At 40.2% G+C, this 25,836-nt stretch carries 24 protein-coding genes and 4 pseudogenes; 12 read left to right on the top strand and 16 right to left on the bottom strand.

All coding sequences use genetic code 11. The features are described from left to right. The first annotated feature begins 111 nt into the window (after nt 1–111). Nucleotides 112–1,115 (top strand): annotated as a pseudogene (locus J5F42_RS05455) (formamidase). Between the two features lie 79 nt (nt 1,116–1,194). Here J5F42_RS05455 and J5F42_RS07910 read toward each other — a convergent pair. The 4 genes and pseudogenes from J5F42_RS07910 to alaS all read right to left on the bottom strand — a co-directional run bounded on the left by J5F42_RS07910 (nt 1,195) and on the right by alaS (nt 5,303). Then, nucleotides 1,195–1,448: pseudogene (locus tag J5F42_RS07910) on the bottom strand (hypothetical protein). Between the two features lie 145 nt (nt 1,449–1,593). After that, a pseudogene (locus J5F42_RS05450) lies at nt 1,594–2,069 on the bottom strand (hypothetical protein). 125 nt (nt 2,070–2,194) lie between these two features. After that, nucleotides 2,195–2,758, bottom strand: coding sequence for a septum formation inhibitor Maf (maf, locus tag J5F42_RS05445; RefSeq protein WP_283491201.1), 564 nt, complete (start codon nt 2,756–2,758; stop codon nt 2,195–2,197). Between the two features lies 1 nt (nt 2,759). Further along, nucleotides 2,760–5,303, bottom strand: a complete 2,544-nt coding sequence (gene alaS / locus J5F42_RS05440) for an alanine--tRNA ligase (RefSeq protein ID WP_283491200.1) — start codon at nt 5,301–5,303, stop codon at nt 2,760–2,762. A gap of 118 nt (nt 5,304–5,421) precedes the next feature. On the opposite strand from alaS, the gene J5F42_RS05435 reads away from it, so the two are divergent. Further along, complete coding sequence (locus tag J5F42_RS05435) at nt 5,422–5,652, top strand: HP1242/YdcH family protein (RefSeq protein WP_000468328.1); 231 nt, start codon at nt 5,422–5,424, stop codon at nt 5,650–5,652. Between the two features lie 764 nt (nt 5,653–6,416). Here the strand turns inward: J5F42_RS05435 and babA are convergent. From babA to J5F42_RS05375, 12 genes and pseudogenes are all read right to left on the bottom strand, one after another. Beyond that, nucleotides 6,417–8,642: a Hop family adhesin BabA gene (gene babA, locus J5F42_RS05430; RefSeq protein WP_283491199.1), complete on the bottom strand. Its 2,226-nt coding sequence runs from the start codon at nt 8,640–8,642 to the stop codon at nt 6,417–6,419. A 556-nt stretch (nt 8,643–9,198) separates the two neighbouring features. After that, nucleotides 9,199–9,456 (bottom strand): 30S ribosomal protein S18, encoded by a 258-nt coding sequence (rpsR, locus tag J5F42_RS05425; RefSeq protein WP_000440196.1) that lies wholly within the window; start codon nt 9,454–9,456, stop codon nt 9,199–9,201. 22 nt (nt 9,457–9,478) lie between these two features. After that, nucleotides 9,479–10,024 (bottom strand): single-stranded DNA-binding protein, encoded by a 546-nt coding sequence (locus J5F42_RS05420; protein ID WP_077808642.1) that lies wholly within the window; start codon nt 10,022–10,024, stop codon nt 9,479–9,481. A 9-nt stretch (nt 10,025–10,033) separates the two neighbouring features. Further along, nucleotides 10,034–10,462, bottom strand: coding sequence for a 30S ribosomal protein S6 (gene rpsF / locus J5F42_RS05415; protein WP_001216749.1), 429 nt, complete (start codon nt 10,460–10,462; stop codon nt 10,034–10,036). Nucleotides 10,463–10,616: 154 nt separating this feature from the next. Then, nucleotides 10,617–11,639, bottom strand: coding sequence for a DNA polymerase III subunit delta (gene holA, locus J5F42_RS05410; protein ID WP_283491198.1), 1,023 nt, complete (start codon nt 11,637–11,639; stop codon nt 10,617–10,619). Next, nucleotides 11,629–13,564: pseudogene (locus J5F42_RS05405) on the bottom strand (RNB domain-containing ribonuclease). Before J5F42_RS05405 ends, holA begins: the two are co-directional and overlap by 11 nt. Further along, entirely contained in the window at nt 13,564–14,355 is a 792-nt protein-coding gene (locus tag J5F42_RS05400) for a shikimate dehydrogenase (RefSeq protein WP_097699726.1), read from the bottom strand. Before J5F42_RS05400 ends, J5F42_RS05405 begins: the two are co-directional and overlap by 1 nt. Before the next feature lie 7 nt (nt 14,356–14,362). After that, nucleotides 14,363–14,953: an SH3 domain-containing protein gene (locus J5F42_RS05395; protein ID WP_097699725.1), complete on the bottom strand. Its 591-nt coding sequence runs from the start codon at nt 14,951–14,953 to the stop codon at nt 14,363–14,365. A gap of 8 nt (nt 14,954–14,961) precedes the next feature. Continuing rightward, on the bottom strand, nt 14,962–16,008 hold the full coding sequence (locus J5F42_RS05390) for a microcin C ABC transporter permease YejB (RefSeq protein WP_000562613.1): 1,047 nt from the start codon (nt 16,006–16,008) through the stop codon (nt 14,962–14,964). Next, a complete protein-coding gene (locus tag J5F42_RS05385; RefSeq protein WP_283491197.1) occupies nt 16,005–17,786 on the bottom strand; it encodes an extracellular solute-binding protein in 1,782 nt (593 codons plus the stop codon). The genes J5F42_RS05390 and J5F42_RS05385 overlap by 4 nt, the downstream gene beginning before the upstream one ends. Next, nucleotides 17,787–18,767: a tryptophan--tRNA ligase gene (gene trpS / locus J5F42_RS05380; RefSeq protein ID WP_283491196.1), complete on the bottom strand. Its 981-nt coding sequence runs from the start codon at nt 18,765–18,767 to the stop codon at nt 17,787–17,789. A 70-nt stretch (nt 18,768–18,837) separates the two neighbouring features. Next, a complete protein-coding gene (locus J5F42_RS05375; protein ID WP_097699722.1) occupies nt 18,838–19,575 on the bottom strand; it encodes a methyltransferase in 738 nt (245 codons plus the stop codon). A gap of 122 nt (nt 19,576–19,697) precedes the next feature. On the opposite strand from J5F42_RS05375, the gene secG reads away from it, so the two are divergent. From secG to J5F42_RS05325, 10 genes are all read left to right on the top strand, one after another. Beyond that, nucleotides 19,698–20,291, top strand: coding sequence for a preprotein translocase subunit SecG (secG, locus tag J5F42_RS05370; RefSeq protein ID WP_198973088.1), 594 nt, complete (start codon nt 19,698–19,700; stop codon nt 20,289–20,291). After that, nucleotides 20,291–20,848 (top strand): ribosome recycling factor, encoded by a 558-nt coding sequence (frr, locus tag J5F42_RS05365; protein ID WP_053576829.1) that lies wholly within the window; start codon nt 20,291–20,293, stop codon nt 20,846–20,848. Before secG ends, frr begins: the two co-directional genes overlap by 1 nt. A 3-nt stretch (nt 20,849–20,851) precedes the next feature. Beyond that, nucleotides 20,852–21,457 (top strand): orotate phosphoribosyltransferase, encoded by a 606-nt coding sequence (gene pyrE, locus J5F42_RS05360; protein ID WP_097699720.1) that lies wholly within the window; start codon nt 20,852–20,854, stop codon nt 21,455–21,457. Then, the gene (locus tag J5F42_RS05355) at nt 21,447–21,911 is read left to right on the top strand and encodes an RDD family protein (RefSeq protein WP_097693471.1); all 465 of its coding nucleotides are present in this window, start codon (nt 21,447–21,449) and stop codon (nt 21,909–21,911) included. Before pyrE ends, J5F42_RS05355 begins: the two co-directional genes overlap by 11 nt. Further along, a complete protein-coding gene (locus J5F42_RS05350; protein WP_097699719.1) occupies nt 21,908–22,597 on the top strand; it encodes an SIR2 family NAD-dependent protein deacylase in 690 nt (229 codons plus the stop codon). Before J5F42_RS05355 ends, J5F42_RS05350 begins: the two co-directional genes overlap by 4 nt. A gap of 101 nt (nt 22,598–22,698) precedes the next feature. Beyond that, a complete protein-coding gene (locus J5F42_RS05345) occupies nt 22,699–23,100 on the top strand; it encodes an NAD(P)H-quinone oxidoreductase subunit 3 (protein ID WP_001183537.1) in 402 nt (133 codons plus the stop codon). Continuing rightward, nucleotides 23,100–23,579, top strand: a complete 480-nt coding sequence (locus tag J5F42_RS05340; RefSeq protein ID WP_001183511.1) for a NuoB/complex I 20 kDa subunit family protein — start codon at nt 23,100–23,102, stop codon at nt 23,577–23,579. The genes J5F42_RS05345 and J5F42_RS05340 overlap by 1 nt, the downstream gene beginning before the upstream one ends. Continuing rightward, the gene (locus J5F42_RS05335) at nt 23,579–24,376 is read left to right on the top strand and encodes an NADH-quinone oxidoreductase subunit C (RefSeq protein ID WP_029650154.1); all 798 of its coding nucleotides are present in this window, start codon (nt 23,579–23,581) and stop codon (nt 24,374–24,376) included. Before J5F42_RS05340 ends, J5F42_RS05335 begins: the two co-directional genes overlap by 1 nt. A 1-nt stretch (nt 24,377) precedes the next feature. Then, a complete protein-coding gene (gene nuoD / locus J5F42_RS05330) occupies nt 24,378–25,607 on the top strand; it encodes an NADH dehydrogenase (quinone) subunit D (protein WP_000068229.1) in 1,230 nt (409 codons plus the stop codon). Next, nucleotides 25,604–25,834, top strand: coding sequence for an NADH-ubiquinone oxidoreductase subunit E family protein (locus J5F42_RS05325; protein WP_000819164.1), 231 nt, complete (start codon nt 25,604–25,606; stop codon nt 25,832–25,834). The genes nuoD and J5F42_RS05325 overlap by 4 nt, the downstream gene beginning before the upstream one ends. Nucleotides 25,835–25,836 lie beyond the last annotated feature (2 nt).

Genomic DNA, 25,836 nt, shown 5'->3' with positions numbered 1-25,836 from the left:
TCTTTTTATCAAAAAAATCTCGCATTTACTCTAAATTAGTTCTCTTGCAATAGCATTCTCTCGCAATAATTATTTATTGTTATTGCGACAAAACTTTTAGAAAGAGTTATTATGGGAAGTATCGGTAGTATGGGCAAACCTATTGAAGGGTTTTTAGTGGCAGCCATTCAGTTTCCTGTGCCAATTGTCAACAGCCGTAAGGACATTGATCACAACATTGAAAGCATTATTAGAACCTTGCATGTGACTAAAGCGGGGTATCCGGGAGTGGAGCTTATCATTTTCCCCGAATACAGCACGCAAGGTTTGAATACCGCTAAGTGGCTTAGCGAAGAGTTTTTATTAGACGTCCCGGGTAAAGAGACAGAGCTATACGCTAAGGCGTGTAAAGAGGCGAAAGTTTATGGTGTTTTTTCAATCATGGAACGCAATCCTGATTCCAACAAAAACCCTACAACACCGCCATTATCATTGATCCGCAAGGTAAAATCGTTTTAAAATACCGCAAGCTATTCCCATGGAATCCCATTGAGCCATGGTATCCTGGGGATTTAGGAATGCCTGTGTGCGAGGGTCCGGGCGGATCAAAATTAGCCGTGTGCATTTGCCATGACGGCATGATTCCAGAGCTCGCTAGAGAAGCGGCCTATAAAGGGTGCAATGTGTATATCCGCATTTCAGGCTATAGCACTCAAGTCAATGATCAGTGGATTTTGACCAACCGCTCCAACGCGTGGCACAATTTGATGTATACCGTGAGCGTGAATTTAGCCGGCTATGATAATGTCTTTTACTACTTTGGCGAGGGGCAAATCTGTAACTTTGATGGCACGACTCTTGTTCAAGGGCACCGCAACCCTTGGGAGATTGTAACTGGGGAAATCTATCCTAAAATGGCTGACAACGCTCGTTTAAGCTGGGGCTTAGAAAACAACATTTACAACCTAGGCCATAGAGGGTATGTGGCTAAACCGGGCGGAGAACATGACGCAGGCTTAACCTACATCAAAGACTTAGCCGCTGGTAAATACAAATTGCCTTGGGAAGATCACATGAAAATCAAAGATGGCTCTGTTTATGGCTACCCTACCACCGGTGGGCGTTTCGGGAAATAATCCCTAACCTTGTATTTTGCTAGAACCTACCTTAAAAGGTTCTAGTTTCTCCCCTATTTTAATTTTTTTCAATCAATTTTTACGAATAGTCTTCTATTGTAGAACATGTAAAAAACCCATAATAAGCGTAAGCCCCCATAAAGCGATATAACCCACACAAAACCATGTTATTTTTGATAAAGACCACCACATTGTAGATGATAGAGTGCTAAAATCCATAATAATGCCATAGCCATAATAGATCATTCCCGCTAAACATGCCAATTTATGAGCATGGTAGTAAGCGCTAATCCCAAAACCACCACCAAGATTGATAAAAGAATACGAGACCAAGACCCCATGACAACTCCTTAAACATCAAATGCTAGAGTATATCGTTTTTTTTGTTTGTCAAGGGGGTTTATCAGTTAGATAGAGTGTTTTTAACGCTTATCTTTTAGGGATAAGCCTAAAAACATTGCTTTTCATCATGAACCAATTATCGGTCATCTAATATACCACCAATGACTATATTTGGAAATATTGAAGCGGAGCAAAAAACACATAAAGAAGAAAATAACCCATTACTTTCCAAAAAGACCACCCATTGAAACTCCAAATAAGACACAAGCCTATCACTGCTGCAACAACAATGAAAAATAACGACAAGAATCTTAAGCCAGAGATTAAAAATTTTTGCCCCTCTGTGAGCTTGTCTTTTCTGAATGCCTCTTGCAAACCTTTCTCAGCCAACGGCTTGACGCCATCAACGATTGGTTTGGTATCTGGGAAAAAAATACTGATAGCCGCTCCTCCAATACCCATAGCAGCAGTAATGAAAGGATTGTTTTGATTGGGATCAGAATTTTCTATCTCTTCCATCTCTCTTTTTAAGCTCTTCCCAGAAAAGAGATATATGCCCCACGCAACCAACCATAAAAGCACCACCGCAACAGAAAAAATAAAATGCGCCATGCGACAAACCCTTTAAACATCAAATGCTGGAGTGTATCGTTTTTTTTTTTTTGTTTGTCAAGGGGGGTTGGCTAAAAAGTAGTATTATTGAGTGTTTTAAAATAAAATGATAGCGTTTATAATATTTAAAGTTTAGCCCCTAATTGTAGCGCCCCTAACAAGCCTTCCACATTCAGCCCCAAACCCACGCTCAAATTCTCGCTTGAGCTTTTAATATAAGGCTTATGAAAATCCTCTAAACGCACACAGCCCGCGCTTCCTTGCCACAATCCGCTCTCTAAATATTTTTCTATCTCGCTAGGATCAAACGCCTTTAAACGCGCTCTAAAAACCGATAGATCCAACCATTCTAATTTAGGAGAAATCAATGCCGAGCAGGTTAAAACCTCTATTTCATGACCATTTTGGCGTTTTAAAAATTCAAGGGCTTCTCGCTTGTTTTGAGCTTTTCGTTGCATGTGACAACCCACGCTCACCACGCTATCAGCAACCACGATAGCGCAATGGTTTGTGAGTAATTTTTTAGCTTTTTCTAATTTCCCCTTGCACGCCAAATAGACAAACTCTCTAGGGTCTGTGGTTTTTAGGCTTTCTTCATCAAAGTCCAACGCTTTTTGTGTGAATTTAATCTTATGCTCTTTTAAAAGATTCGCCCTAGCGCTGGATTGAGAGCCTAAAACCAACTCCATGCTATCCCTCTAAAGCTTTAAGAGCGGTATTTTTCGCTAGATTGAGCGCGGCTTGCAAATTTTCAATATCCTTACCCCCAGCGCTCGCAAAATCGTCTCTCCCGCCCCCTTTGCCCCCTAAAATTTGCGCCACTTCATTAGCCCATGCGTTCGCTTTTATGGGGGCGTTTTTCACCCCGCATGCGAGAGTTATGCGCTCATTTTCTTTTTTAAACACCATAGCGAGCAATTTTTCATGCTTATTTTTCAATCGGTCAATCATTTCTTTAATGTCGCCATTTTCCACTACGCCCACCACCAAACTCACGCCATGGATTTTTTCAACCGGTAAATCCATAGGAACAGGAGCTTTTTGGCTGTTTTTCACGCTCTCTTTAAGCTTGTTGATACCGGCTATGACATCGTTATTTTTTAATAAAATCTTAGCGTTTTTAAGCTCTTTATTTTCTTCTTTAGCCAGTTGGTAAAAAGCCTTCCCGCACACCGCTTCAATGCGTCTGACCCCACTACTCACCCCGCTTTCTTTAAGGATTCTAAACCCCCCAATAAGCCCGGTATTTTCCACATGAATGCCCCCACACAATTCAATGGACGCTTCTTTAAAGCTCACCACGCGCACATTTTCAGCGTATTTTTCGCTAAATAACGCTAACGCCCCCCTACTTTTAGCCTGATTTAAAGGCATATGCTCCACCTGGCTTTTTAGGTGCTTGAAAATTTGAGCGTTGACTAGATCTTCTACTTTTTCTAGCTCTTCATCATTGAGTGCTTTAGCATGCGAGAAATCAAAGCGCAATCGTTTGGATTCCACTAAACTCCCCGCTTGACTCACATGCGAGCCTAAAACTTCTCTTAAAGCGCTCTGCAATAAATGCGTCGCGCTATGGTGTTTGGCGATTTCTAAACGCTCATCGCTCACTTGCGCGATCACTTGATCGCCTTTTTTTAGCGCTTTTTTGATTTCAAGGAGTGAAAAATTAAGCCCAAAAAAGTTTTTTGTATCTAGCACCAAAGCCGCTTCTTCATTATCTTTTAAAAGCGTGCCCCTATCGCCTATAGCCCCCCCACCTTCTGCGTAAAAAGGGGTTTTTTCTAGCAACACCCAGACTTCTTGGTTAGGATTTGCTTCTGTTATTTCTTTAAAATCGCTATCAAAAAACCCTAAAGCTTTAGCAAGACATTCTGTCGTTTCATACCCTACAAATGTATTGGGTGCATAAGCGTTTAAAATAGTGCTAAAATCGGCGTTATTTTGTTTGCCTTTCCATGAGGCTTTAGAGCGCTTCACTTGCTCTTGCATGCAATTTTCAAAGCCTTGCATATCCACGCACGCCCCATGACTTCTTAGCATGTCGTTTGTTAAATCCAAAGGGAAACCAAAAGTGTCATAAAGCTTGAAAGCGATCTTGCCATCAAAGATTTTATTTTCATTCAAATGCTTTAAAGACAAGTTAAACAATTCCATGCCAGATTCCAAAGTCTCTAAAAAGCGCTCTTCTTCTTCAAAGCATTCTTTCATCACTATTTCTTTAGACTCTTTCAAATACGCATGCGTGTTAGCAAATTGCTCGCACACCACGCCCACGACTTTGTATAAAAACGCTTCTTTTAAGCCCATTAAATACCCATGCCTTAAGGCTCGCCTTAAAATGCGCCTTAAAACATAGCCACGGCCTTCTTTATTGAAATGCACCCCTTGAGCGAGCAAAAACGCTACCGCTCTTGCGTGATCGGCCACTACCCTAAAGCTTGGCTGAAACTCGCTCGCATAATCCAGGCTTGTAAGCTCGCTGATTTCTTCCATTAAGGGCACAAATAATGAAGAATCAAAATTATTGAGCTTGTGTTCTAATAGCGCTTGCACCCTTTCTAACCCCATGCCTGTATCAATGCTAGGCTTTGGCAAGGGGGATAAAACGCCATCATTAGAGCGTTCGTATTGCATGAACACCAAATTCCAAATTTCTAAAAACCTATCGCCCTCGCCCCCAAAATAATCCTCGCTCCCCTTAAAGTGTTTTTCACCTTGATCAATGTAGATTTCACTGCAAGGCCCGCAAGGCCCGCTATCGCCCATTTGCCAGAAATTATCTTTATCGCCCATTTTTTTAATCCTATCAACAGGCACAAACTTTTCCCATAGTTTAACGGCTTCATCGTCTTTTTCATGCACGCTGATGTATAAATCTTTAGGCTTAAACCCTAAATTTTTGGTTACAAATTCCCACGCAAACAAGATCGCTTCTTCTTTGAAATAATCCCCAAAAGAAAAATTCCCTAGCATTTCAAAAAGCGTGTGGTGCCTTGCGGTATAGCCGACATTTTCTAAATCGTTATGCTTGCCGCCTGCGCGCATGCACAATTGCGAGCTTGTCGCTCTAGGGATGCTAGGGCGTGGCACTATACCGGTAAAAATATCTTTAAATTGCACCATGCCGGCATTGGTAAAAAGCAAGGTGGCGTCATTAGGCACTAAAGGCATGCTGGGATAAATCTCATGCCCTTTATTTTGAAAAAATTGTAAAAATTCGTTGCGAATGTCCATGGGTATTCCTTTTTGTCGTTTTATCGCGCGCTTTAAAGCTATTTTATAGCTCTTTTAAGTTGTTTTTTTAAAAAGATAGTTTATTATACTTTAAACATCCAAAATAAAGGAGAAAACCATGTTCCATGAATTTAGAGACGAAATCAGCGTGTTAAAAGCGAATAATCCGCATTTTGATAAGATTTTTGAGAAACACAACCAGCTTGATGATGACATCAAGACCGCTGAGCAACAAAACGCTAGCGACGCTGAAGTCAGCCACATGAAAAAACAAAAATTAAAATTAAAAGATGAAATCCACAGCATGATTATAGAATATAGAGAAAAGCAAAAATCCGATCATGTTTAAGGTTTAGTCATTTTTGTGAAAACACGCTAAAACGCTTTTTAAAAGGGTGTCTTTGCTTTGTTGCTTGGTTGGATTTAACGCTTTGATTTTAGGTTAAAGCGTTAGGTTACTTTCAGCTTTATTCCCACCATGATCTTTATTATCTTTAATATTTTTAAAAAATGGGTTTTGAAACTTTGTTTTATCGTTCTAGCTCTCATTTTATTATAAAACTCATTTTCTTAAAGTTTTATTTTATTTTCTTGAGAATATAGAAAGCGCTTTGAGATTATTCTCTCCCTTTTAACCCCACTAAACCCACCTAAAAAAGCGCTTTTTTAAGAGATTATCGCTTAACTTAGCGTCAAGCTTTCCACTGACTAAAAACGCTAAAAAGGATTTTTCATCAAAATCCCCAAAAAAGAGAATTTTAAAAAAGAAAGGGTTTAAAAAAGAGAGTTCAAAAAAAGGAGTTCAAAAAAAGGTTTCAAAAACAAAGAGTTTAAAACAAAGGGTTCTCCCCTAAAAAGGGAGTTTAAAAAACAAAAAGAGTTCAAAAAAAACCCCCCCAAAAAAAGAGGGTTAAAAAAAGAAAGGGTTCAAAACAAAAAGAGAGTTCAAAAAAGAAAGAGTTTAAAAAAAGAGAATTTAAAAAAAAGGCTTCAAAAAAAAATAAACCCCTCCAAAAACAAAGGCTTCAAAAAAATTAAACCCCTCCAAAAAAAAAAGAAAGGCTTCAAAAGAAACCCCTTAAAAGAGAGAGTTCCATAAAGGGGTTTTAGCTTCTAGTAAGCGAACACATAATTCAAATACACGCTATAAAGCCTGCGGTATTTGAGTTCAGCCCCCATAAAGGAATAATAGTTCGTGTTGATGGTGGGGATTTTAAGCCCTAACTCAATCCCATGCTGAGCCGCATGATCGCTACCTTTTTTCTTAGGCCTAGCTAAATTCATCCTCACTCCCATGTTGAATAAGAATTGGAAATTCGCCACATTCATTTTAGCGTTATAGACGTTATTCACGGTGGCTAAATTCACGTATTCAGAATTAAGCCATGAAGTGCCCGCTAACGCAATGCCTCCAAAAAGCCCCACAGAAAGCTTGTTGTTTTTGCCTAAAAAGTTAGTGGCTTTATCGTTGATGAAGTTATAGAGAGCGTCCGCTCCAAAACCATAAGTCCACACATCAGAAGCCGAGTTGAAAAAGCTGGATTTAATAAACGCATGGTTGTAATCAAAAAAGCCGTAGTATCTTGCGCCCCACCTTCTTTTTTGGCCAAAGAATTGCTTATAGCCCACCTGGATACCGATCCCATTCATGGCACCATTGTTGGTTTGAGAGCTGACGATGCCCAATTTCCTAAAGGGGTTACGCCCTAGCTCTTGGTTGATGGTTTGGATTTGGTTATAAGAGTTTTGATTCAAGTAATAATTGGTTTCTATGCCTTGCGGGCTATAGGGGTTGTTCTTTTTGCTCACCACATTTTGCAAGCTTTGCGCGTTAGGGATATTAGAGAGTGCGGTGGTGATGCTGTTATAAGTGTTGCCTAATTCGCTGTATCTAGATTTGAAATGCACTAGAGTGTCAGCGATGTTTTCGGCTTGCTGTATTTGCTGCTCTTGAGTGCCAAAGTGCGCGATGCTGTTGGTTAAATTCGTTATGGTTTGTTCCACATACGCGCAACCAGAAGCGAAAGTTTGAGTGGTAACTGTGCCAGGAGCTGAACCTTGTGTGCCACCAGTACCAGCTGTTGATGGGTTGTTGCATGTGGCTAAAAAGCCTGTAACAAATTTTTTAAAATTCCCGGTAAGATTGTCAGGGTTAATGGCTTGCCCCACTTGATGGGATAAATTAAGCATTTTGACTTGTGCGCTAGCGTTAGCGAGCATGCCTTGCGCAAAGCTTGCGTCCGTGAAAGGGTTGAATGGCTTGCCTCCATTGCCTCCCACTTGAGTGGTTTGTTCATGGCTATTAATGACGCTCGTTTGATTGACAAGCTCTTGCGCGTCTGTGATCATCTTTTGGATCGCGCTGATTTCATCTTTAAAAGTGCACAAACCCCCTGAAGTCGGGTTCATCTGTGGGCCACCATTCTTATTAGTTACACTAAACCATGGGCATGCGTCGTTGATGGTGTTAATGAGCGTGCTCGCTTGCGCTAAGAGCGCTTGAGCGCTATCAGGCACACCATCTAATTTGTTGGTGATTTCGGTGTAGGAGACACCTGATGTATTACCTGGTGCTACCGAATCAACGACTTTTGAACTGATCGTGGTGGTTACGGTTTTGCCGTCTATGGTTTGGGTTTCAGTCTTGGTTCCGCCGTCTTGGTTATCTACACCTGTGGCTTCTTTCGAGCAGTTATTATTCCCTTCCCCTGAGCATGTGTAAGTATATTTTACTTCGCTAAGCGTCCCGTTGTTGTTTTTGAGCGCGGGTAAGCCTTTCTTTAAAGCCGCTTGGAGGATTTGATAGGCTTCGTTAAGCTTTTTCATGTTATCAATACTCATAACGCCCTCTCTTCCAATTTCCAGATTGTTATAACTACAAGTGATGGAAGTGGATCGATACCCTGGCTCGTTGTTGAATATGGTGGTTGAAGAGGCGCTTTTTTGATTACCATTACCCCCGCATTGCGTGGCATAGCCTAAGACATTCCAAAACCCTACCGCTGCATTGATCGCTAAAAGCACGGCTTGATAGGCCGGGGAAGTTTTGGTATCGCCGATCAAGTTCTTCGCGCTCGCGCCCAGGTTTTCACGCGCCGCGTTGATCGCGCTCGGGTCAGAGGCCAATTGGATGAAGTTGTTTAGGGTGCTGTATCTGGTTAAAAGCTTGCTCAAGTTTTCATAATTATCTGAAAGCTGTTGGATGCCTTTGGTGTTTGATACCATTTGAGCGGCTTCACCGATTTGATAGCCTACGCTTGTGTAAAAGCCGTCGTCTTCAGCGCTCAAAGTGGAAACTAAAAGCGAACCTAAAGTTAATGAAAGGATGTGTTTTTTCATGTTTTCTCCTTGAAATTAAAATGGTTAGGTAAGTCTCTTAAAGAATAAGATCTTATCACAAGATTTCGTTAATATAGCATGGATTGATAAGATTTTTGTGCTAATTTGGCGTTTTGTTGTTTCAAAAAAAAAAAAAAGGGTTTTTGGGGTATTTTTGAGCTATTTTAAATGATTAGAAAGGTTTTAAAATTAGGTTTAATCAAGATAGCGGTAAAAATGGGGGTTTGATTGCTTGGTGGGATCGTTTTAGACTTGGTTGTAAAACTCTTCAAGGGGGTATTTTAAAATAGCATTCCCACTAGATTTCTAATAACGCTCAAGAAACCACCGCTAAAATCAAGCTTTTTCATTTTGTCATGAAGCACCCAAACACTAGAGATATTTGGGATTTCTGCTTGGGTGGTTTTAAGGGGGATTTTAATCGTTTTTACCGCTAACGCTCCATAAAAGCCAAGCCAAGATTAAATAAGATTAAATAAGATTAAATAAGATTAAATAAGATTAAATAAGATTAAATAAGATTAAAAAGGGCATGCCCCCTATTAGCCCTAAAAATTTAGTGCTGTTTAAAAGGGCTATCCACGACTTTTTTCCTGTCCACAATGTAGGGGATTAAAGCCATGTGGCGGGCTCTTTTGATCGCTACTTCCACCCTTTCTTGCCACTTTTTGCTATTGCCTGTCAATCTCCTTGGCATGATTTTATAGCGCTCTGATAGCGTGTGCTTGAGCATGTCTAAATCTTTATAGTCAATAAAGCTGATTTTAGCTTCAGTGTATTTGCAATAGCGTTTTGAATAGCGTTTTCTTTCCATAATGTCTCCTTAATTTTAACCCTTAAAAGGGGATTTCTTCTTCATCAATATTGATTTCAGGCACGCTGTTTTGATACTTGGACGGCTGTGCTTGTAAATTCTCTTTAGCGTAAGCGTTTTGTGGATAGCTTTGGGCTTGGTTAAAAGGATCTTGGCTAGGAGCGTTATGATTAGCGGGATAAGCGTTGTTGAAATTCTCATGCATCATGCTATCTTGCATGGCGTTTGCTTGGGGATTGTCTGACTTTTTATCCATAAATTGCAACGAGTCCGCTGTGATAGTGTGGCGGGAATTTTTTTTACCCGTTTGATCCATCCAACTCTCATAAGTCAAACGCCCTTCTATCAAAACGCTTGAACCCTTGCTCAAATACTGGTTAGCGATTTCAGCCGTTCGCCCGAACAAACGCGCATCTATAAAGCACACTTCTTCGCCTAGCGTGCCGTCTTGCTTTTTAAAACGCCTGCTTGTGGCTAAACCTATTGTAGCCGCAGCCGAGCCGCTAGGCAAATATTTCAACTCCACATTCCTAGTCAAACGCCCTACCATAATCACTTTATTAAACATGATAAGCCCTTATTCGCTATGAGATCCTACGCTTTCTGCTTCCTCTACATGGTGAGAATGCGTGTGTTCGGTTTTTTCGTGTTTTTCTTTAGCGTGCGATGGCTTTTTATTAGCCCTATCCACTAACGCATGCCACGCTTCTACTTCTTTCTTGCTTTCGTATTTGATCACAATGAAACGCAACACATCTTCATTGATGCGATACAATCGTTCAAGCTCTAAAATCATTGACGGCTCTGCTTTGAAATACGCCACATAATAATAGCCTCTTTTGTGCTTTTTGATTTCATAAGCCAAATTACGCATGCCCATATCCAGGCTCGTTTCAATCACGCCATGGTGCTTAGTGATCACTTCTCTATAAAACTCAATTTTGGATTTAATCTCTTCTTCTACTAAAGTAGGTTTGAGAATAAACATCGTTTCATAATGCCTCATCCATTCTCCTTGTGGTTGTATAGCCCTTTTTTTTACTAAAAAAGAGCAAGGTCTAAAAAAACTTTCAATTATACCTTGCTTTCGCTTGTTTTTGGATTAAATTTAGTTTTATTGAATCATTAAAACCCAAAACTAAAACACCTTTCAACATTTTTTAAGGGTTAATGATTTTTTGAATGGAGGTCAAATACAAAAAGCCCAATTCCTTTTGCCCTTGCATGCTTTGAATGTGCCATAACCTAAAAATTTCAAAAACCCTCTTATAGCCGGCTTCTTTCAAACGCAAGGCGTTTTTAGCGTAATTTTCAGCAATCTCTTTAGGAGGAACATAGCCTAAAACCTCTTTAGCGTCCATTAAACCGGTTGTTTTAATGTGGGCGAAAAATAAAAAAAGCTGGTAAAAATAGCGCTCTAACCCCCTTAAAATATCCGCATCCTTTTTGCCCTCTTTTAACAAATAATCATAAATATCAAGAACGCTTTTTTTCAAAAAAAGCCCTAAAATGAGCTTTTGCAAATCCATATCCCCCGCATTGGAGCTTAATTCTTGAATGTCTTCTAAAGCGATGGGTGCCTTTAGAACCGCCAACTTGTCTAAATCATTAAACGAAATGCTTAAATCTTCGTTATTGGTTTCAAAAAGAGCGTTTAAAAGATGGCTGCTGATGTCTAAATGTAAAAGATTAGCCCTTTCTTGTAAGAATTTCAAACTCTCCCAAGTTTTAGGGGTAAAAAAGCGCGTGCAGATCGCTTCATCTTTCAAGGGGCTTTTTTGGAAAAATTTAACGATAGTATCGCTGCTGTATTTGTATTTGGTGGTGTCGCTTTTAGCATTATAAAGCCCTATGATAAGCCTGTTATGGCTAGGCCGCTCTAAAGCCTTTAAAAAAAGATTGATATCATTTTCCTTAAATTTCTTATGCAGTGCAAAATCCAGTTTTAAAATGACTAAACTGCTCCCTCCAAATAAAGAATCCTGCTCTAAAAGGGTCGCAATCTGATTTTTTTCATAATCGCTCGCATAAAAAAGCGAAGTTTCTGTGTCAGGGTTACTGAGCTTAAAAAGCGTGCTAATCGTTTGAATATAATAATGGATGAAAAAATCAAACTCCCCATACAAAAACACCGCTTTAGGGAGGCGCTGTTTTAAATAATGGTCCAAATCTTTACGATACATACTCTTTAATCCTTGTCTATGATTTCGCCTCTAACTTGCCCTAAAATCAAATCCGCATGCGTGATTGTAACGCGCACCTTTTCTAAGGGTTTAAAAACCTTGTTCGTTTTGACTAAAACTTTAAGCCCTATAAATTCTTTTAACCCCACCACTACCCAATCTTTAACCTCTAAAACCACGCCCAAAAATTCTTTTTCTAAAAATTCTAAAGCCAAGCGAGCGAATTTGCGTTTGACAAAATCCCTTTCAATCAAAGCGGTCTTTTTTTGTAAAGCGTTCAACTCAGCGCATAATTCAGGCGTTTCTTCTAACAAATACGAGCAGCCTTTAGCTTGATGGAATAATAATTCTTTTAAAAGCCTGTGTAAGGCTAGATCGCTGTATCGTCTAATGGGCGAAGTGAAATGCGTATAGCTGGCAAACCCCAAACCAAAATGGCTTTCTTGCATGGGGCTATAAAGGGCTAAATTTTGAGACTTAATAATCAAGCGTGAAACTTCTCTTTCTATACTCTTTTCTTTGGCTATCTTTAAAGCATGCTCTAAAAAAGGAAAAAAGCCCATGTTTTTAGGACGCACAATCTCATAATCAAAAAGCTTAGCGTAAAGGCGTTTTTGCTGCTCCAAACTTGGCTCTTTATGGGTGCGGTATATCCCCTTATTGTGAAAATGCTCATCCAATAACCTCGCGCTAGATTGGTTGGCTAAGAGCATGGCTTCTTCTATAAGGGTGTGCGCATCGCTTTCTTTTTGCGTTTCAATTTTTTCTATACGCCCTTCTTTATTCAAATACAGCTTGTTTTCAAACGAATTGAAATTAAACCCTTTTTTTAAACGCTCCTTTTTTAACTTTAAAGCCACCTCTAAAAACCCCAAAAGGCTTTGTTGCAAATCTTTATCCAACGAGCTTTGTTGGGTATTTAAAAAATGATTGATTTCTTCATAAACGCAATTAGCCTTAACTTCAATAACGCCTTGAGATAATCGGGCGTTTTTCAAATTATCTAAAGGGATTTCATACACTAAAGCCAGGCGTTTTTCAAACGCTTTTAATGAGCATGCCCCTTGAGACAAACTCAAAGGCAGCATGGGATAGACGCTGTTAGGGAAATACACGCTAAAGCCCCTAATCCTAGCTTCTTTATCCAAACTGGAATGTTTCGGCACAAATTCGCTCACATCAGCAACCGCCACAAACAAAACCCTTTTTTCTTGGTCATAAAAAATCGCATCGTCAAAATCTTTAGCGTCTTTGGGGTCAATGGTGATGAAAGGGATGTGAGAATAATCGATCCTGTCTTTAAAATCGCTCGCTTTAAGTTGCGCGTAATGTTGGGCTAAATTCAAACAATCTTTTGAAAAATCCTTCACCCTGTCAAAAAGGCTTAAAGAAAGGTTTTCATCTATTAAAGGGTCTTCTAAAGCCCCTAAAATTTTGCTGATTTCACGCTTTTTAAGATCGATCTTCACCACGCAATGCCTGGGCAATGCTAATAAGGATCTTTGGCTGTGCTTTAAAGAAATAGGTTTTTTAAAAGGCTCTTTAAAAGGGATAGCCACAATCTGGTTTTTTTCTTTAGCCAGGTAAGCTATCATCGTGTGATCTGCATTTAAAAGAGCGGCTTTAAAAAAGGCTATGGGGCGTTTTTTAGAATATTCTATTTGGCATAAAATCAAAGCGTCTGTTTTAAAAGATGAGGGTAAGTTTTTGATTAAAGGGTCTTTAGGGTAATTTTTCGCTAAAGAAATGAAAAACGCCTTATTTTCTGCCCGCTCAATTTTGCCTATATCAAAGCCTTCTTTTAAAAAATAGCGATCCTTATTTGATTGAAGCGCTTCTTTTAAAACGCCCTTTTCTACTAGGGGAGCGAATCGCTTAGGGATCTTTTTAACCCCAAAAAACAGGCTTCTTAAAAACCCTTGCATCAAAAAACGCTTCGCATGACTTCAAACGCCTTTGAATAAGGGATTTGAGAATTGCTGAATCTTTCAAAACTTAAAGCAGCTTGATAGATGAGCATGTCTTTCCCGTCTTGAAAAGGGGTTTCTAACTCTTTAGCCAGAGATAAAAAGGGCGTTAAAAACCCATACGCTAAATCATAAGCGAGTTTGCTCTCTTTAAAATACCCCTTCAAAACCTCTTTATTCAAAGGCAATTCGTGATTCAAACTCGCTGAAGTGGCGTTAATGATCAAATCAAAAGCGCTTTTAGGAGGCTCCATGAAACAATCACAGCCCAAGCGTTGGAAAAAATCCAATCCCCTAGAAGAGCGGTTTAACACGCTCACTTTCAAGCCTTGTTTTTTCAATTCGCACGCTAAAGCCTTAGCGCTCCCCCCAGAGCCTAAAATCAAAGCGTTTTGATAGTTTTGGTGTTTTAAAGAAAGATAAAACCCTAAAGCGTCGGTATTGTAACCCACAAGCTCATCATTTTCTAAAACAAGCGTATTGACTGCTCCGCATTCAAGCACGATACCTTTGATTTTGTCGCAAACCTGAAACGCTTTTTCTTTAAAGGGTAAGGTTACATTAGCCCCACTCAATCCCAAAGTTAAAAACTCGTTTTTGATGTGGCTTTCTAAAGGGAGTAATATGGGGTGGTAATGCCCTAAAAACCCTAATTCTTTTTGAAAAGTTAAAAAACAAGCGTTATGGATTAAGGGCGATTTGGAATGCTTAATGGGATTTCCAAAAACCCCAAAAGTTTTTAATTTCATTATTCTTTCATTCGGCCTTTTTTAAAAGTTTTAAAAACACATAGCCCTTTGTTTTGTTAGAAAATTCAATTTCAGCCCAATCGTTTTGGATTTCTAAAACCTTCACGCTTTTATTTTTTAAAAGCAATCCCAAGATTTTGCCTTTTGTGCTGGGAAAAGCGCGCACATTCACGCCACTGACTGCGACTTTATACTCTAAAGGTTTTTTTCCAATTATAGGGGCTGTGGGGGCTTTTTGATTGTTTTGAGTGGGTGAGACGCTGTTTTGTTTAGGCTCATTTTCTTTTTCTTGCTCTTGTTTAGTTTCTTGTTTAATCTCTTGTTTTTGCGTGGCTGTGTCTAAAGACAAAGGAGGGTCTTTGGTGGGGTTTTGTTCTGTGGCGGTTGTGGTTGCGTTGGCTTCTTCTTGTTTGGGCGAAAGCGCGCGGTTTTGACGCTCCATCTCGGTTTTTTCTGCATTTGGGCTTATTGGAGCGCTGTCTTTTTTCGCATAAAAACCAAGCACAGCATGCGCTAAAGCATACAACAACATGAACGCTAAAACCACCAAAAAAGGCCGCATAAAAAGTTTTAAAGAAGATTTCATCTCAGTTTTCATTCCTACTCTCAACGCTTTTCAAAATCAATCCTAGGGTCAATCACCACGCAGAGCAAATCGCTTATCAAACTCGCTACCAAACCTAAAAGCGTGAAAATATAAAGCGAACCAAACACGACAGGATAATCCCTACTCACAATGCTTTCATACCCTAAAAGCCCTAACCCGTCTAAACTGAAAACAATCTCTATGAGTAAGCTTGAGCTAAAAAACATGCCCAAAAAAGCTTGCGGGAAACCCGCTACCACTAATAAAATCGCATTGCGGAACACATGCGCATAAAAAATACGCCCCACTGAACAGCCCTTAGCCTTAGCGCTCACCACATAAAGTTTGCCCATTTCATCTAAAAAAGAGTTTTTCACTAAAAGCGTAAGGCTTGCAAAACCCCCTAAAGAAATGCAAAGAACGGGTAAGGTGATATGCCATAAATAATCTTTGATTTTACCTAACGCGCTCAAACTTTCAAAATTATCGCTCACTAGCCCTTTTAAAGGGAACCAATGCCAATAATTCCCTCCAGCAAAAAACACGATCAACACCACCGCAAACAAAAAGGCCGGGATAGCGTTAGCGACAATGATCACCACGCTGCTTAGCACATCTAAAGGCTCGTTATTGCGTTTGGCCTTGAAAATCCCCAAAGGGATGGAAATAAGATAAATCAAAAGCGTGCTAAAAAACCCTAACGAAATGGATACCGGCAATTTTTCCTTAATCAAATCTATCACTTTAATCTGGCGATAAAAACTCTCCCCAAAATCAAATTGCAGATATTTTTTGAGCATAAGAAGGTAGCGCTCCCCTATGGGCTTGTCAAAACCATAGAGTTTTTTTAAATTTTCTAACAAATCGCTCTCCAACCCTTGAGACGCCCTATACGAACGCTCTTTAACAACGCCTTGAATCTCTTTGGACTGCGTGTTATTGATTTTAGCCATCATCTGCTCTATAGGGCCTCCAGGAGCCGATTGGATCAAAAAGAAATTGATAGTCATGATAGCTAATAAAGTAGGGATAATTAAAAGCAAGCGTTTAAGGATGTAAGCAATCATTTAGGACCCCTTTCTTTTTTTATCCACCACAAATACGGCGAAAATCCATAGCTAGGGCTGACTTCAGGCATGCCAATGTAATTATACGCTGCGATCCTGTAATTAGGCAAATAAAAATGCGGTATCACATAAAACCCCCACAACAACACCCTATCCATCGCTTGAATGGCGGCTAATTGCTCCTTGTAATCTTTAGCGTTAATGATTTTTTCAATCAAATCATCTACCGCTTTACTAGAGATTCCCGCATAATTCCTTGTGCCTTTTTCTTTCGCGCTCAAAGAACCAAAATAAAAGCGTTGCTCATTACCCGGGAAAGACGATTGGCCAATCACTCCTACAATCATGTCAAAATCATAGCTTTTGACCCGATTGACATACTGGCTTAAATCCACTCTTTGGATTTTCATTTCAATCCCTAACACCCTTAAGTTTTTAGCAAAAGCTAGGGCCAGTCTTTCAAATGCCGGGCTGTTTAAAAGCAAAGTGAAACTGAAAGGCTTGTTATTCTTATCCACTAAACGCATGTTTTTGTAAGAAAAGCCCGCGCTCTCTAAAAGCTTTTGAGCGTATTTTAAATTTTCCCTCAAACTATAGCCCAAAACATCAGGTCCATCGGTTCTAGGCACGATATAAGGCTCTTTAAAAACCCTTTCATCTAAACTCTTTTCATAAGGGGCTAGCAGGGCTTTTTCTTCAGGGCTTGGGAGTGGAGGGGACGCATAGATAGAGTTACTGAAAAAACTGGTGGTGCGCTTGTATTGCGAAAAAAACAAATTTTTATTCGCCCATTCAAAATCAAACGCATAAAATAAGGCTTCACGCACCCTTTTATCCTTGAAAATTTCTCGGCGCGTGTTGAAGAAAAACCCTTGCATGCCGCTTGGCATTTTGTGGGCTATGAGGTATTTAGTGATTTTTTTATTATCCATAGCTTTCCCCACATAGCCCCTAGCCCAAACCTTAGCCGTGCTTTCAAGGCGCCAATCATACGCCCCGCTCAAAAAAGCCTGTAAGGCGACGGTTTCATCTTTGTAATACTCAAATTTGATCTCATCAAAATTGAATTGCCCCTTCCTGCTAGGCAAATTCCTCGCCCAATAATTAGGGTTTTTTTGGTAGGTGATTTTCTTGCCCACATCAAAGGAAGCGATCACATAAGGGCCGCTAGAAACAGGAATGAGTAAAGGGTTTTTTTCAAAATAATCCTTTTGAAACGCTTTTTTGGAAAAGATCTGCAACTGCCCTAAAATGAGAGGCAACTCTTTATTTTCAGTGGTTTTGAAAATGAATTTAACATGGTGTTTGTCTAAGATAACCGCCTTTTTAACATCTTGGTAATACTGCCTATAAATAGGCGATCCTGATTTCATGATCGTATCAAAACTAAACTTCACATCGCTCGCTAAAATGGGAGCGTTATTGCTAAATCTCGCTCTTTTATCTATCGTAAAAATCACATAGCTATTGTCTTTAGCCACTTCTGCGTCTTTAGCGATCAAAGGGTATTCGGCAAAAGGTTCGTCTAAACTTTGCACCATTAAAGTGTCATAAATCAGATCCAAACCTTCGGCTTTAGTGCCTTTGAGCACAAAAGGGTTAAGGCTATCAAAAGTCCCTATGGCGTCATTTCTTAAGACACCGCCTTTTCTGGCGTTAGGGTTAGCGTATTCAAAATGTGTGAAATTCTCCTTATATTTAGGCTCTTCGCCCAAGTATAAATAAGGCGTAGCTTTAAGGAAACAAAACACCCCTAACCATAAACTTAAAATTTTCATCTAAACCAACCCCATCAATTCTTTAGCCTTTTGGTAAGTCATTTGCGCTAAAGGCCTGGCTTTTTCTACGCCGCCATTTAAAACGGCTTTCACTTCATCGTCGCTGATTTCTTTGTATTTTTCTTGGATGGGTTTTAAAGCCTGGATCATTACTTCAGCCAATTCCTTCTTAAAATCCCCATAGCCCTTATTTTTGAAACGCTCCTCTATCTTTTCTGGGTTTTCATCGCTTAAAAGCATGTAAATATTTAAAAGGTTAAAAACGCCCTCTCTTTTTTCATCAAATGCAATAACGCCCATAGAATCAGTGGCCGCTTTTTTGATTTTCCTTACAATAATGTCCGGCTCATCTAAAAGAAAAATCGCATGATTAGCCCCTTGATGCGATTTACTCATCTTCACTTTTGGATCGTCTAGCCCCATAACCCTTGCCCCCACTTTAGCGATCAAAGGCTCTGGCACTTTAAAGCAGTTCCCAAAATCCCTGTTAAATTTTTCTGCGATGTTTCGCGTGAGCTCTAAATGCTGTTTTTGATCTTCGCCCACTGGCACTAAATCGCTTTGGTATAACAAAATATCTGACGCCATCAAAATAGGGTAATTGAAAAGCCCCACATTCACGCTTTTAGGGTTTTTTAAAGACTTGTCTTTGAATTGCGTCATTCTTTGCATTTCTCCCATAGACACCTGGCAATTTAATAGCCATGCTAAAGCCGGGTGCTCATCCACTTCACTTTGAATGAATAACCCCGATTGCTTAGGGCTAATCCCGCAAGCTAAAAGCAATTTGACTAACTCATAGGTTTGGGATTTTAAAAATGCAGGCTCTATGGGTAGAGTGATCGCATGCGAATTGACGATACAAAAAAGGTTTTCATACTCATCTTGCAATTCTACCCAATGCTTGATCGCTCCTAAATAGTTGCCCAAGTGGATTTGCCCGGTAGGTTGGATGCCTGAAAAGACTCGTTTTTTGTGCATGTTGTTTCTCGTTGGTTTAGTTAGTGTTATTGTAACCACCTAATTTTAATATTTTAATTTATCTTGGTTTTTAAGAGCGCCTGATCCCAGAAAAGAGTAACACTTCATAGCTCAATTTTTCAAACGCCATGTTTTGGAAAAAATGTTTTTTTTGCTTGAAATTCAGCGTTGAACCCCCTAAAAGACCGCATTTTTTAAGGTAATTCAAGCAATCTTGTTTGCGGTTGAAATAAAGGGCGAAGCGCTTGTTTTCTAATTCTATTTGAAAATGTTTAAAGGCGTTTTTAATCAAGGATTTGAGCGTTTTGAGATCCCTTAAAGGCGAAGGCGTGCCTAAAAACTCATGCACTTCATGCAAACTAAAATCCGTATGGATAGCTAAAGCCACCTCCTTACTAGAAAGAGCGATTTTTTCTAAAACGCTTTTTAAATCCCTTGCCCATTGTAAAGAAGAAGAAGACACAATCAGATCGTAAGCGTGAAAAACATGTTCTTCAAAATCCGCATGTTCTAAAGAGATTTTTTGAATGTTAAGAGAATGCGTGGGGTGTAATTTGAGCATGTTCATGGAATTATCCAAAGCGATAAAATTTTCAATCACAATATTTTGTTGCTCTAAAGCGTTAAAAACAGCCCCACTCCCTGATCCGAGATCCAAAACTTTATCGTAATGTTTTTGTTTTAAAAATTGGACAAGACAAATAGCGATTTGCTGCTGGATATGGGCAAAGAGGTGGTAAGTTTTGGCATGCCGATTGAATGCATGCTGATTGAATGCATGCTGATTAAATGAATGAAAAGAGTCCAACACCACCGCCTTAATGCGCCATTCTTAAAATTAAAACTAAATTTTAGTGTATTCTTAGCAAATTTTAGATAAGATTAAGCGTAATTTTTTCTAAATTTTAGGGATTTAAGGAATCAGTGTTTATGACAAGTGCTCTGTTAGGCTTACAAATTGTTTTAGCGGTATTGATTGTGGTGGTGGTTTTGTTGCAAAAAAGTTCTAGCATCGGCTTAGGGGCTTATAGCGGGAGCAACGATTCTTTATTTGGCGCTAAAGGACCCGCAAGCTTTATGGCGAAAATGACCATGTTTTTAGGCTTATTGTTTGTCATCAACACCATCGCTTTGGGCTATTTTTACAACAAAGAATACGGCAAGAGCGTTTTAGATGAAACTAAAACTAAGCTTTCGCCCTTAGTCCCTGCCACCGGCACGCTCAACCCTACGCTTAATCCCACATTAAACCCAACGCTCAACCCTTTAGAGCAAGCCCCAACTAATCCTTTAATGCCACAACAAACGCCTAAAGAGCTTCCTAAAGAGCCAGCCAAAACGCCTTTTGTTGAAAGCCCCAAAAAGAATGAAGAGAACGAAAAAAATGACGCCAAAGAAAATGGCATAAAGGGTGTTGAAAAAACCAAAGAGAACGCCAAAACGCCCCCAACCACCCACCAAAAGCCTAAAACGCATGCGACACAAACCAACGCCCATACAAACCAAAAAAAGGATGAAAAATAATGCTACAAGCCATTTATAATGAAACCAAAGATTTGATGCAAAAAAGCGTTCAAGCTTTAAGCAGGGATTTTTCCACTCTAAGGAGTGCGAAAGTTTCAGTCAATATTTTAGATCACATCAAAGTGGATTATTACGGCACGCCCACGGCTTTAAACCAAGTCGGCTCCGTGATGAGCTTGGATGCGACCACCCTTCAAATCAACCCATGGGAAAAAAACCTGCTCAAAGAAATTGAAAGATCCATTCAAGAAGCCAATATCGGCGTCAATCCTAATAACGACGGCGAAACGATCAAGCTTTTTTTCCCGCCCATGACAAGTGAGCAAAGAAAACTCATCGCAAAAGACGCCAAAGCGATGGGCGAAAAGGCTAAAGTGGCTGTGAGGAATATCCGCCAAGACGCCAACAACCAGGTGAAAAAATTAGAAAAAGACAAAGAAATCAGCGAAGATGAAAGCAAAAAAGCCCAAGAACAGATCCAAAAAATCACCGATGAAGCCATTAAAAAAATTGATGAAAGCGTGAAAAACAAAGAAGACGCGATCTTAAAGGTCTAAACCATGGATATTAAGGCATGTTATCAAAACGCTCAAGCGCTATTAGAGGGGCATTTCTTGCTCAGCAGCGGGTTTCATTCCAATTATTATTTGCAATCCGCTAAAGTCTTAGAAGATCCCAAACTGGCCGAACAATTAGCACTAGAATTAGCCAAACAAATCCAAGAAGCCCATTTGAATATTGAATGCGTTTGCTCGCCTGCGATTGGGGGGATCTTGGCTGGGTATGAGCTTGCAAGGGCTTTGGGCGTGCGTTTTATCTTCACTGAAAGGGTGGATAATATCATGACATTAAGGCGTGGTTTTGAAGTCAAAAAAAACGAAAAAATTTTAGTGTGTGAGGACATCATCACTACGGGAAAATCCGCCATGGAATGCGCTAAAGTTTTAGAAGAAAAGGGCGCTCAAATCGTGGCTTTTGGTGCTTTAGCTAATCGGGGCATTTGCAAGCGCATTCATTCTCATTTAAAAGCCCAAGAGGGTGCGTGTTTGCCTGGCCATTTGCCCCTTTTTGCTTTAGAAGATTTTGTTTTTGACATGCACAAGCCTAGCTCTTGCCCTCTATGCGCTACTAGCACTGCTATAAAGCCAGGAAGTCGTGGCAACTAAAAAAACCAAAAAAAATAAAACCCCAGAAAAAAAGCAAGCGTTAGAAAGCCCTTTGAAAGGGCTGTATCTCTCTTTACGCTTAAAAGCCTTTATCACCGATATTTTTATGATTTATACCCCCATGCTTTATATAATGACTTATGTGATTTTAGGGAGCGCGAAGGATTTTAGGGAAAACCAGAGCGCGATTTTTTTATGCCTGCTTTTTTACGCCCTAACGCACAGCTTTTTTATCGCTTTTAAATCCCAAAGCCCTGGCATGCGTTACGCTCAGTTTAAATTAGTCAAAAATAATGGTGAAGAAGTGGGCTTTTTTTTAGCGTTGTGGCGCTTTGTTTTGTGGGTGTTGAGCATGGGGTTACTCATAGGGTTTGTTGCGCCTTTTATTTTTAAGTTTTTTTTGCATGACAAACTCAGCGGCACTCATATTGAACTCATCAAGGAGGAAACATGAAAAATTTAGTGATTTTAAGCGGGGCTGGCATTTCAGCAGAAAGCGGGATTAAAACCTTTAGAGACGCTGATGGCTTGTGGGAAGGGCATGACATCATGGAAGTTGCCTCGCCTTATGGTTGGAAAAAGAACCCGCAAAAGGTGTTGGATTTTTACAACCAAAGACGCCGACAGCTTTTTGAAGTCTATCCTAACAAGGCCCATAAGGCTTTAGCGGAATTGGAAAAACACTATCAAGTTAATATCATCACCCAAAATGTAGATGATTTGCATGAAAGGGCGGGTTCTTCTCGCATTTTGCACTTGCATGGGGAATTATTGAGCGTTCGCAGCGAAAAAGATCCTAATTTGGTTTATAGGTGGGAAAAGGACTTGAATTTAGGCGACTTGGCCCAAGATAAAGCACAATTACGCCCCAATATTGTGTGGTTTGGCGAAGAGGTGCCTTTGCTTAAAGAAGCGATTTCTTTAGTCAAACAAGCGCATCTTTTAATCATCATTGGCACTTCTTTGCAAGTCTATCCGGCCGCTAGCCTCTACACGCATGCGCATAAAGACGCCCTCATTTATTACATTGACCCTAAGGCTAAAAACGCCCATTTACCCCAGAATGTCCAATGCATTAGTGATAGTGCGGTGCATGCCATGCAAGATTTAATGCCCAAACTCATAGAAATGGCCTCTTAAGAGATGTTGAAATAATTTTTATTTTTTCAGCTAACGATTAGCAAAAACATGGTTTAATTGGCTTCATCATTTGCTAGTAATTAAAGGAGTTTGAGAGTCTGATGCAACAAGCCACAGAAGCATTGAATCACCCCTATTTTGGCGTTTTTGTTTTGTTGGTATTCACCTTTTGGGTGTTTAACTTAACCTTAAGGATTCAAAGGTTTTTAAGCCGTAAAATGGCTCAAAAAAAGGGCGAAAAGCTCAAGCTCGCTCCTTATGAATGCGGGCCTGTGGCTCTCAAACAGCCTAATAGGGTGTCGCACCATTTCTATATCATGGCCATGCTTTTTATCTTATTTGATGTAGAAATCGTTTTCATGTTCCCTTGGGCGATTGATTTTAAAAAATTAGGCTTGTTTGGGCTCATTGAAATGCTAGGCTTTGTCTTCTTTTTAACCATTGGTTTTATTTACGCTTTAAAGCGAAATGCTTTGAGCTGGCAGAAATTAGAGGTGAAATAATGCAACAAGCACCGGTTGTTCTAAGCACTTTGGATAAATTATTGAATTGGGGGCGTTCTAATTCGCTCTGGCCCTTAACTTATGGCTTGGCGTGTTGCGCGATTGAGATGATGGCGACAGGGGGTTCAAGGTTTGATTTTGACCGGTTTGGCACGATTTTTAGAGCGAGCCCTAGGCAATCGGATGTGATGATCATCGCCGGCACGCTCACTAAAAAACATGCCGAGTTTATGCGTAGGCTCTATGATCAAATGCCTGAACCTAAATGGGTGATTTCTATGGGGAGTTGCGCTAACACGGGCGGGATGTTCAACACTTATGCGACCGTTCAAGGAGCGGACAGGGTTGTTCCTGTGGATATTTATTTGCCCGGTTGCGCGCCGCGCCCAGAGACTTTACAATACGCTCTTATGGTTTTACAAGATAAAATCAGACGCTCTAAAGCGATCAAACAAGATGCTCCTAAAAGGTTAGTGTGATGGTAAGAAAACAATCCCCCTATGAAGATGTGCAAAAACAATCGCGCCAGCATGACCCCTATAAAATCATAGAACCCACCCCTAAAAAATATTTAGAGGGCAGCGCTTATGAGGTCATTTATAACCACCTTTCTTACAAGCATGAGGTTTTAGACAAATATATAGAAACTAACACGGCGGTGTTTTGGATCAAAAAAGACGATATTTTTTCTGTCGCTACGACTTTAAGGCATTTGGGTTATGAGTGTTTGAGCGAAATGAGCGCGATAGATTTGTGCGCTAAAAAAGGGCATTTTGAATTGTTTTATCAATTTGTGGGTTTTAGCGATAGTTGTAAGAACCGCCGTAGGGTACGCGTGAAATGCGTTTTATTGCCTAATGAGAGCGTGGATTCTTTGAGTTTTTTATATCGATCGGCTAATTGGAGCGAAAGGGAAGCGTATGACATGCTTGGCATTGTGTTTGACAAACACCCCTATTTGAAGCGCCTTATCATGCCGCATGATTGGGTAGGCCACCCCTTATTGCGCTCTTACCCGCTCAAAGGCGATGAATTCGCTCAATGGTATGAAGTGGATAAAATTTTTGGCAAAGAATACCGAGAAGTGGTGGGTAAAGAGCAACGAGACAGCGCGAGGGTGGATGAAAAAGACACTTTTAATTTCGCCAAAATCGGCTATGAGCAGGGCAAGGGCGAGGAATTAAAAGAAACAGAAGAAAAGCATGCGTTTAAGAAAATCCCTTTTGTCAAAGATTTGCACAAAATCGCCCCCACTATCTTAAAAAAGAGGCTATAAAATGGCTCAAAATTTCACGAAACTCAACCCTCAGTTTGAAAACATCATTTTTGAACATGACGACAACCAAATGATTTTAAACTTTGGCCCTCAACACCCCAGTAGTCATGGGCAATTGCGCTTGATTTTGGAATTAGAGGGCGAAAAAATCATTAAGGCTACCCCTGAAATTGGCTACTTGCATAGAGGCTGTGAAAAATTAGGCGAAAACATGACCTATAACGAATACATGCCCACTACCGACAGATTGGACTACACTTCTTCTACCAGCAATAATTACGCTTACGCTTATGCGGTAGAGACTTTGCTCAATTTAGAAATCCCGCGCCGAGCGCAAGTGATCCGCACGATTTTACTAGAGCTTAACCGCATGATTTCACACATCTTTTTTATCAGCGTGCATGCTTTAGATGTGGGGGCGATGAGCGTGTTTTTGTATGCGTTTAAAACGAGGGAATACGGCTTGGATTTGATGGAGGATTATTGTGGGGCTAGGCTCACGCATAACGCTATAAGGATTGGGGGCGTGCCTTTAGATTTACCCCCGAATTGGTTAGAGGGCTTAAAAAAGTTTTTAGGCGAAATGAGGGAATGCAAAAAACTCATTCAAGGCTTATTGGACAAGAATCGCATTTGGCGGATGCGTTTGGAAAATGTGGGCGTTGTAACGCCCAAAATGGCGCAAAGCTGGGGCATGAGCGGTATCATGCTAAGAGGGACTGGGATCGCTTATGATATTAGAAAAGAAGAGCCTTATGAGCTTTATAAAGAGCTTGATTTTGATGTGCCGGTGGGCAATTATGGCGATAGCTATGATCGGTATTGCTTGTATATGCTAGAAATTGATGAAAGCATTCGCATCATTGAGCAACTCATCCCCATGTATGCTAAAACCGATACACCCATCATGGCCCAAAACCCGCATTACATTTCCGCCCCTAAAGAAGATATAATGACGCAAAACTACGCCTTGATGCAGCATTTTGTTTTAGTGGCTCAAGGCATGCGCCCGCCTGTTGGGGAAGTGTATGCCCCCACAGAAAGCCCTAAAGGGGAATTAGGGTTTTTTATCCATTCAGAGGGCGAGCCATATCCCCATAGATTAAAAATCAGAGCCCCTAGCTTTTATCACATTGGGGCTTTAAGCGATATTTTAGTGGGGCAATATTTAGCGGATGCAGTAACCGTGATTGGATCAACCAATGCGGTGTTTGGCGAGGTGGATAGATGAAACGCTTTGATTTACGCCCCTTAAAAGCAGATATTTTTGAACGCTTAGAGGAATTGATTGAAAAAGAAATGCAACCTAATGAAGTCGCTATTTTCATGTTTGAAGTGGGGGATTTTTCTAATATCCCTAAGAGCGCTGAATTTATCCAATCTAAAGGGCATGAGCTTCTCAATTCTTTGCGTTTCAATCAAGCGGATTGGACGATTGTCGTGAGAAAAAAGGCTTGATT

It is taken from the genome of Helicobacter pylori (genome assembly GCF_030062585.1).
GTDB classification, from domain to species: Bacteria; Campylobacterota; Campylobacteria; order Campylobacterales; family Helicobacteraceae; genus Helicobacter; species Helicobacter pylori_CN.
Note: the sequence above shows the minus strand (reverse complement) of the source record. Positions and strands in the feature narration are given on the sequence as shown.

Bases quoted from the DNA above. Each gene is read 5' to 3' on its own strand.
- maf (WP_283491201.1), bottom strand. From the start codon at position 2,758: ATGGAGTTGGTTTTAGGCTCTCAATCCAGCGCTAGGGCGAATCTTTTA.
- alaS (WP_283491200.1), bottom strand. From the start codon at position 5,303: ATGGACATTCGCAACGAATTTTTACAATTTTTTCAAAATAAAGGGCAT.
- J5F42_RS05435 (WP_000468328.1), top strand. From the start codon at position 5,422: ATGTTCCATGAATTTAGAGACGAAATCAGCGTGTTAAAAGCGAATAAT.
- babA (WP_283491199.1), bottom strand. From the start codon at position 8,642: ATGAAAAAACACATCCTTTCATTAACTTTAGGTTCGCTTTTAGTTTCC.
- rpsR (WP_000440196.1), bottom strand. From the start codon at position 9,456: ATGGAAAGAAAACGCTATTCAAAACGCTATTGCAAATACACTGAAGCT.
- J5F42_RS05420 (WP_077808642.1), bottom strand. From the start codon at position 10,024: ATGTTTAATAAAGTGATTATGGTAGGGCGTTTGACTAGGAATGTGGAG.
- rpsF (WP_001216749.1), bottom strand. From the start codon at position 10,462: ATGAGGCATTATGAAACGATGTTTATTCTCAAACCTACTTTAGTAGAA.
- holA (WP_283491198.1), bottom strand. From the start codon at position 11,639: ATGTATCGTAAAGATTTGGACCATTATTTAAAACAGCGCCTCCCTAAA.
- J5F42_RS05400 (WP_097699726.1), bottom strand. From the start codon at position 14,355: ATGAAATTAAAAACTTTTGGGGTTTTTGGAAATCCCATTAAGCATTCC.
- J5F42_RS05395 (WP_097699725.1), bottom strand. From the start codon at position 14,953: ATGAAAACTGAGATGAAATCTTCTTTAAAACTTTTTATGCGGCCTTTT.
- J5F42_RS05390 (WP_000562613.1), bottom strand. From the start codon at position 16,008: ATGATTGCTTACATCCTTAAACGCTTGCTTTTAATTATCCCTACTTTA.
- J5F42_RS05385 (WP_283491197.1), bottom strand. From the start codon at position 17,786: ATGAAAATTTTAAGTTTATGGTTAGGGGTGTTTTGTTTCCTTAAAGCT.
- trpS (WP_283491196.1), bottom strand. From the start codon at position 18,767: ATGCACAAAAAACGAGTCTTTTCAGGCATCCAACCTACCGGGCAAATC.
- secG (WP_198973088.1), top strand. From the start codon at position 19,698: ATGACAAGTGCTCTGTTAGGCTTACAAATTGTTTTAGCGGTATTGATT.
- frr (WP_053576829.1), top strand. From the start codon at position 20,291: ATGCTACAAGCCATTTATAATGAAACCAAAGATTTGATGCAAAAAAGC.
- pyrE (WP_097699720.1), top strand. From the start codon at position 20,852: ATGGATATTAAGGCATGTTATCAAAACGCTCAAGCGCTATTAGAGGGG.
- J5F42_RS05350 (WP_097699719.1), top strand. From the start codon at position 21,908: ATGAAAAATTTAGTGATTTTAAGCGGGGCTGGCATTTCAGCAGAAAGC.
- J5F42_RS05345 (WP_001183537.1), top strand. From the start codon at position 22,699: ATGCAACAAGCCACAGAAGCATTGAATCACCCCTATTTTGGCGTTTTT.
- J5F42_RS05340 (WP_001183511.1), top strand. From the start codon at position 23,100: ATGCAACAAGCACCGGTTGTTCTAAGCACTTTGGATAAATTATTGAAT.
- J5F42_RS05335 (WP_029650154.1), top strand. From the start codon at position 23,579: ATGGTAAGAAAACAATCCCCCTATGAAGATGTGCAAAAACAATCGCGC.
- nuoD (WP_000068229.1), top strand. From the start codon at position 24,378: ATGGCTCAAAATTTCACGAAACTCAACCCTCAGTTTGAAAACATCATT.
- J5F42_RS05325 (WP_000819164.1), top strand. From the start codon at position 25,604: ATGAAACGCTTTGATTTACGCCCCTTAAAAGCAGATATTTTTGAACGC.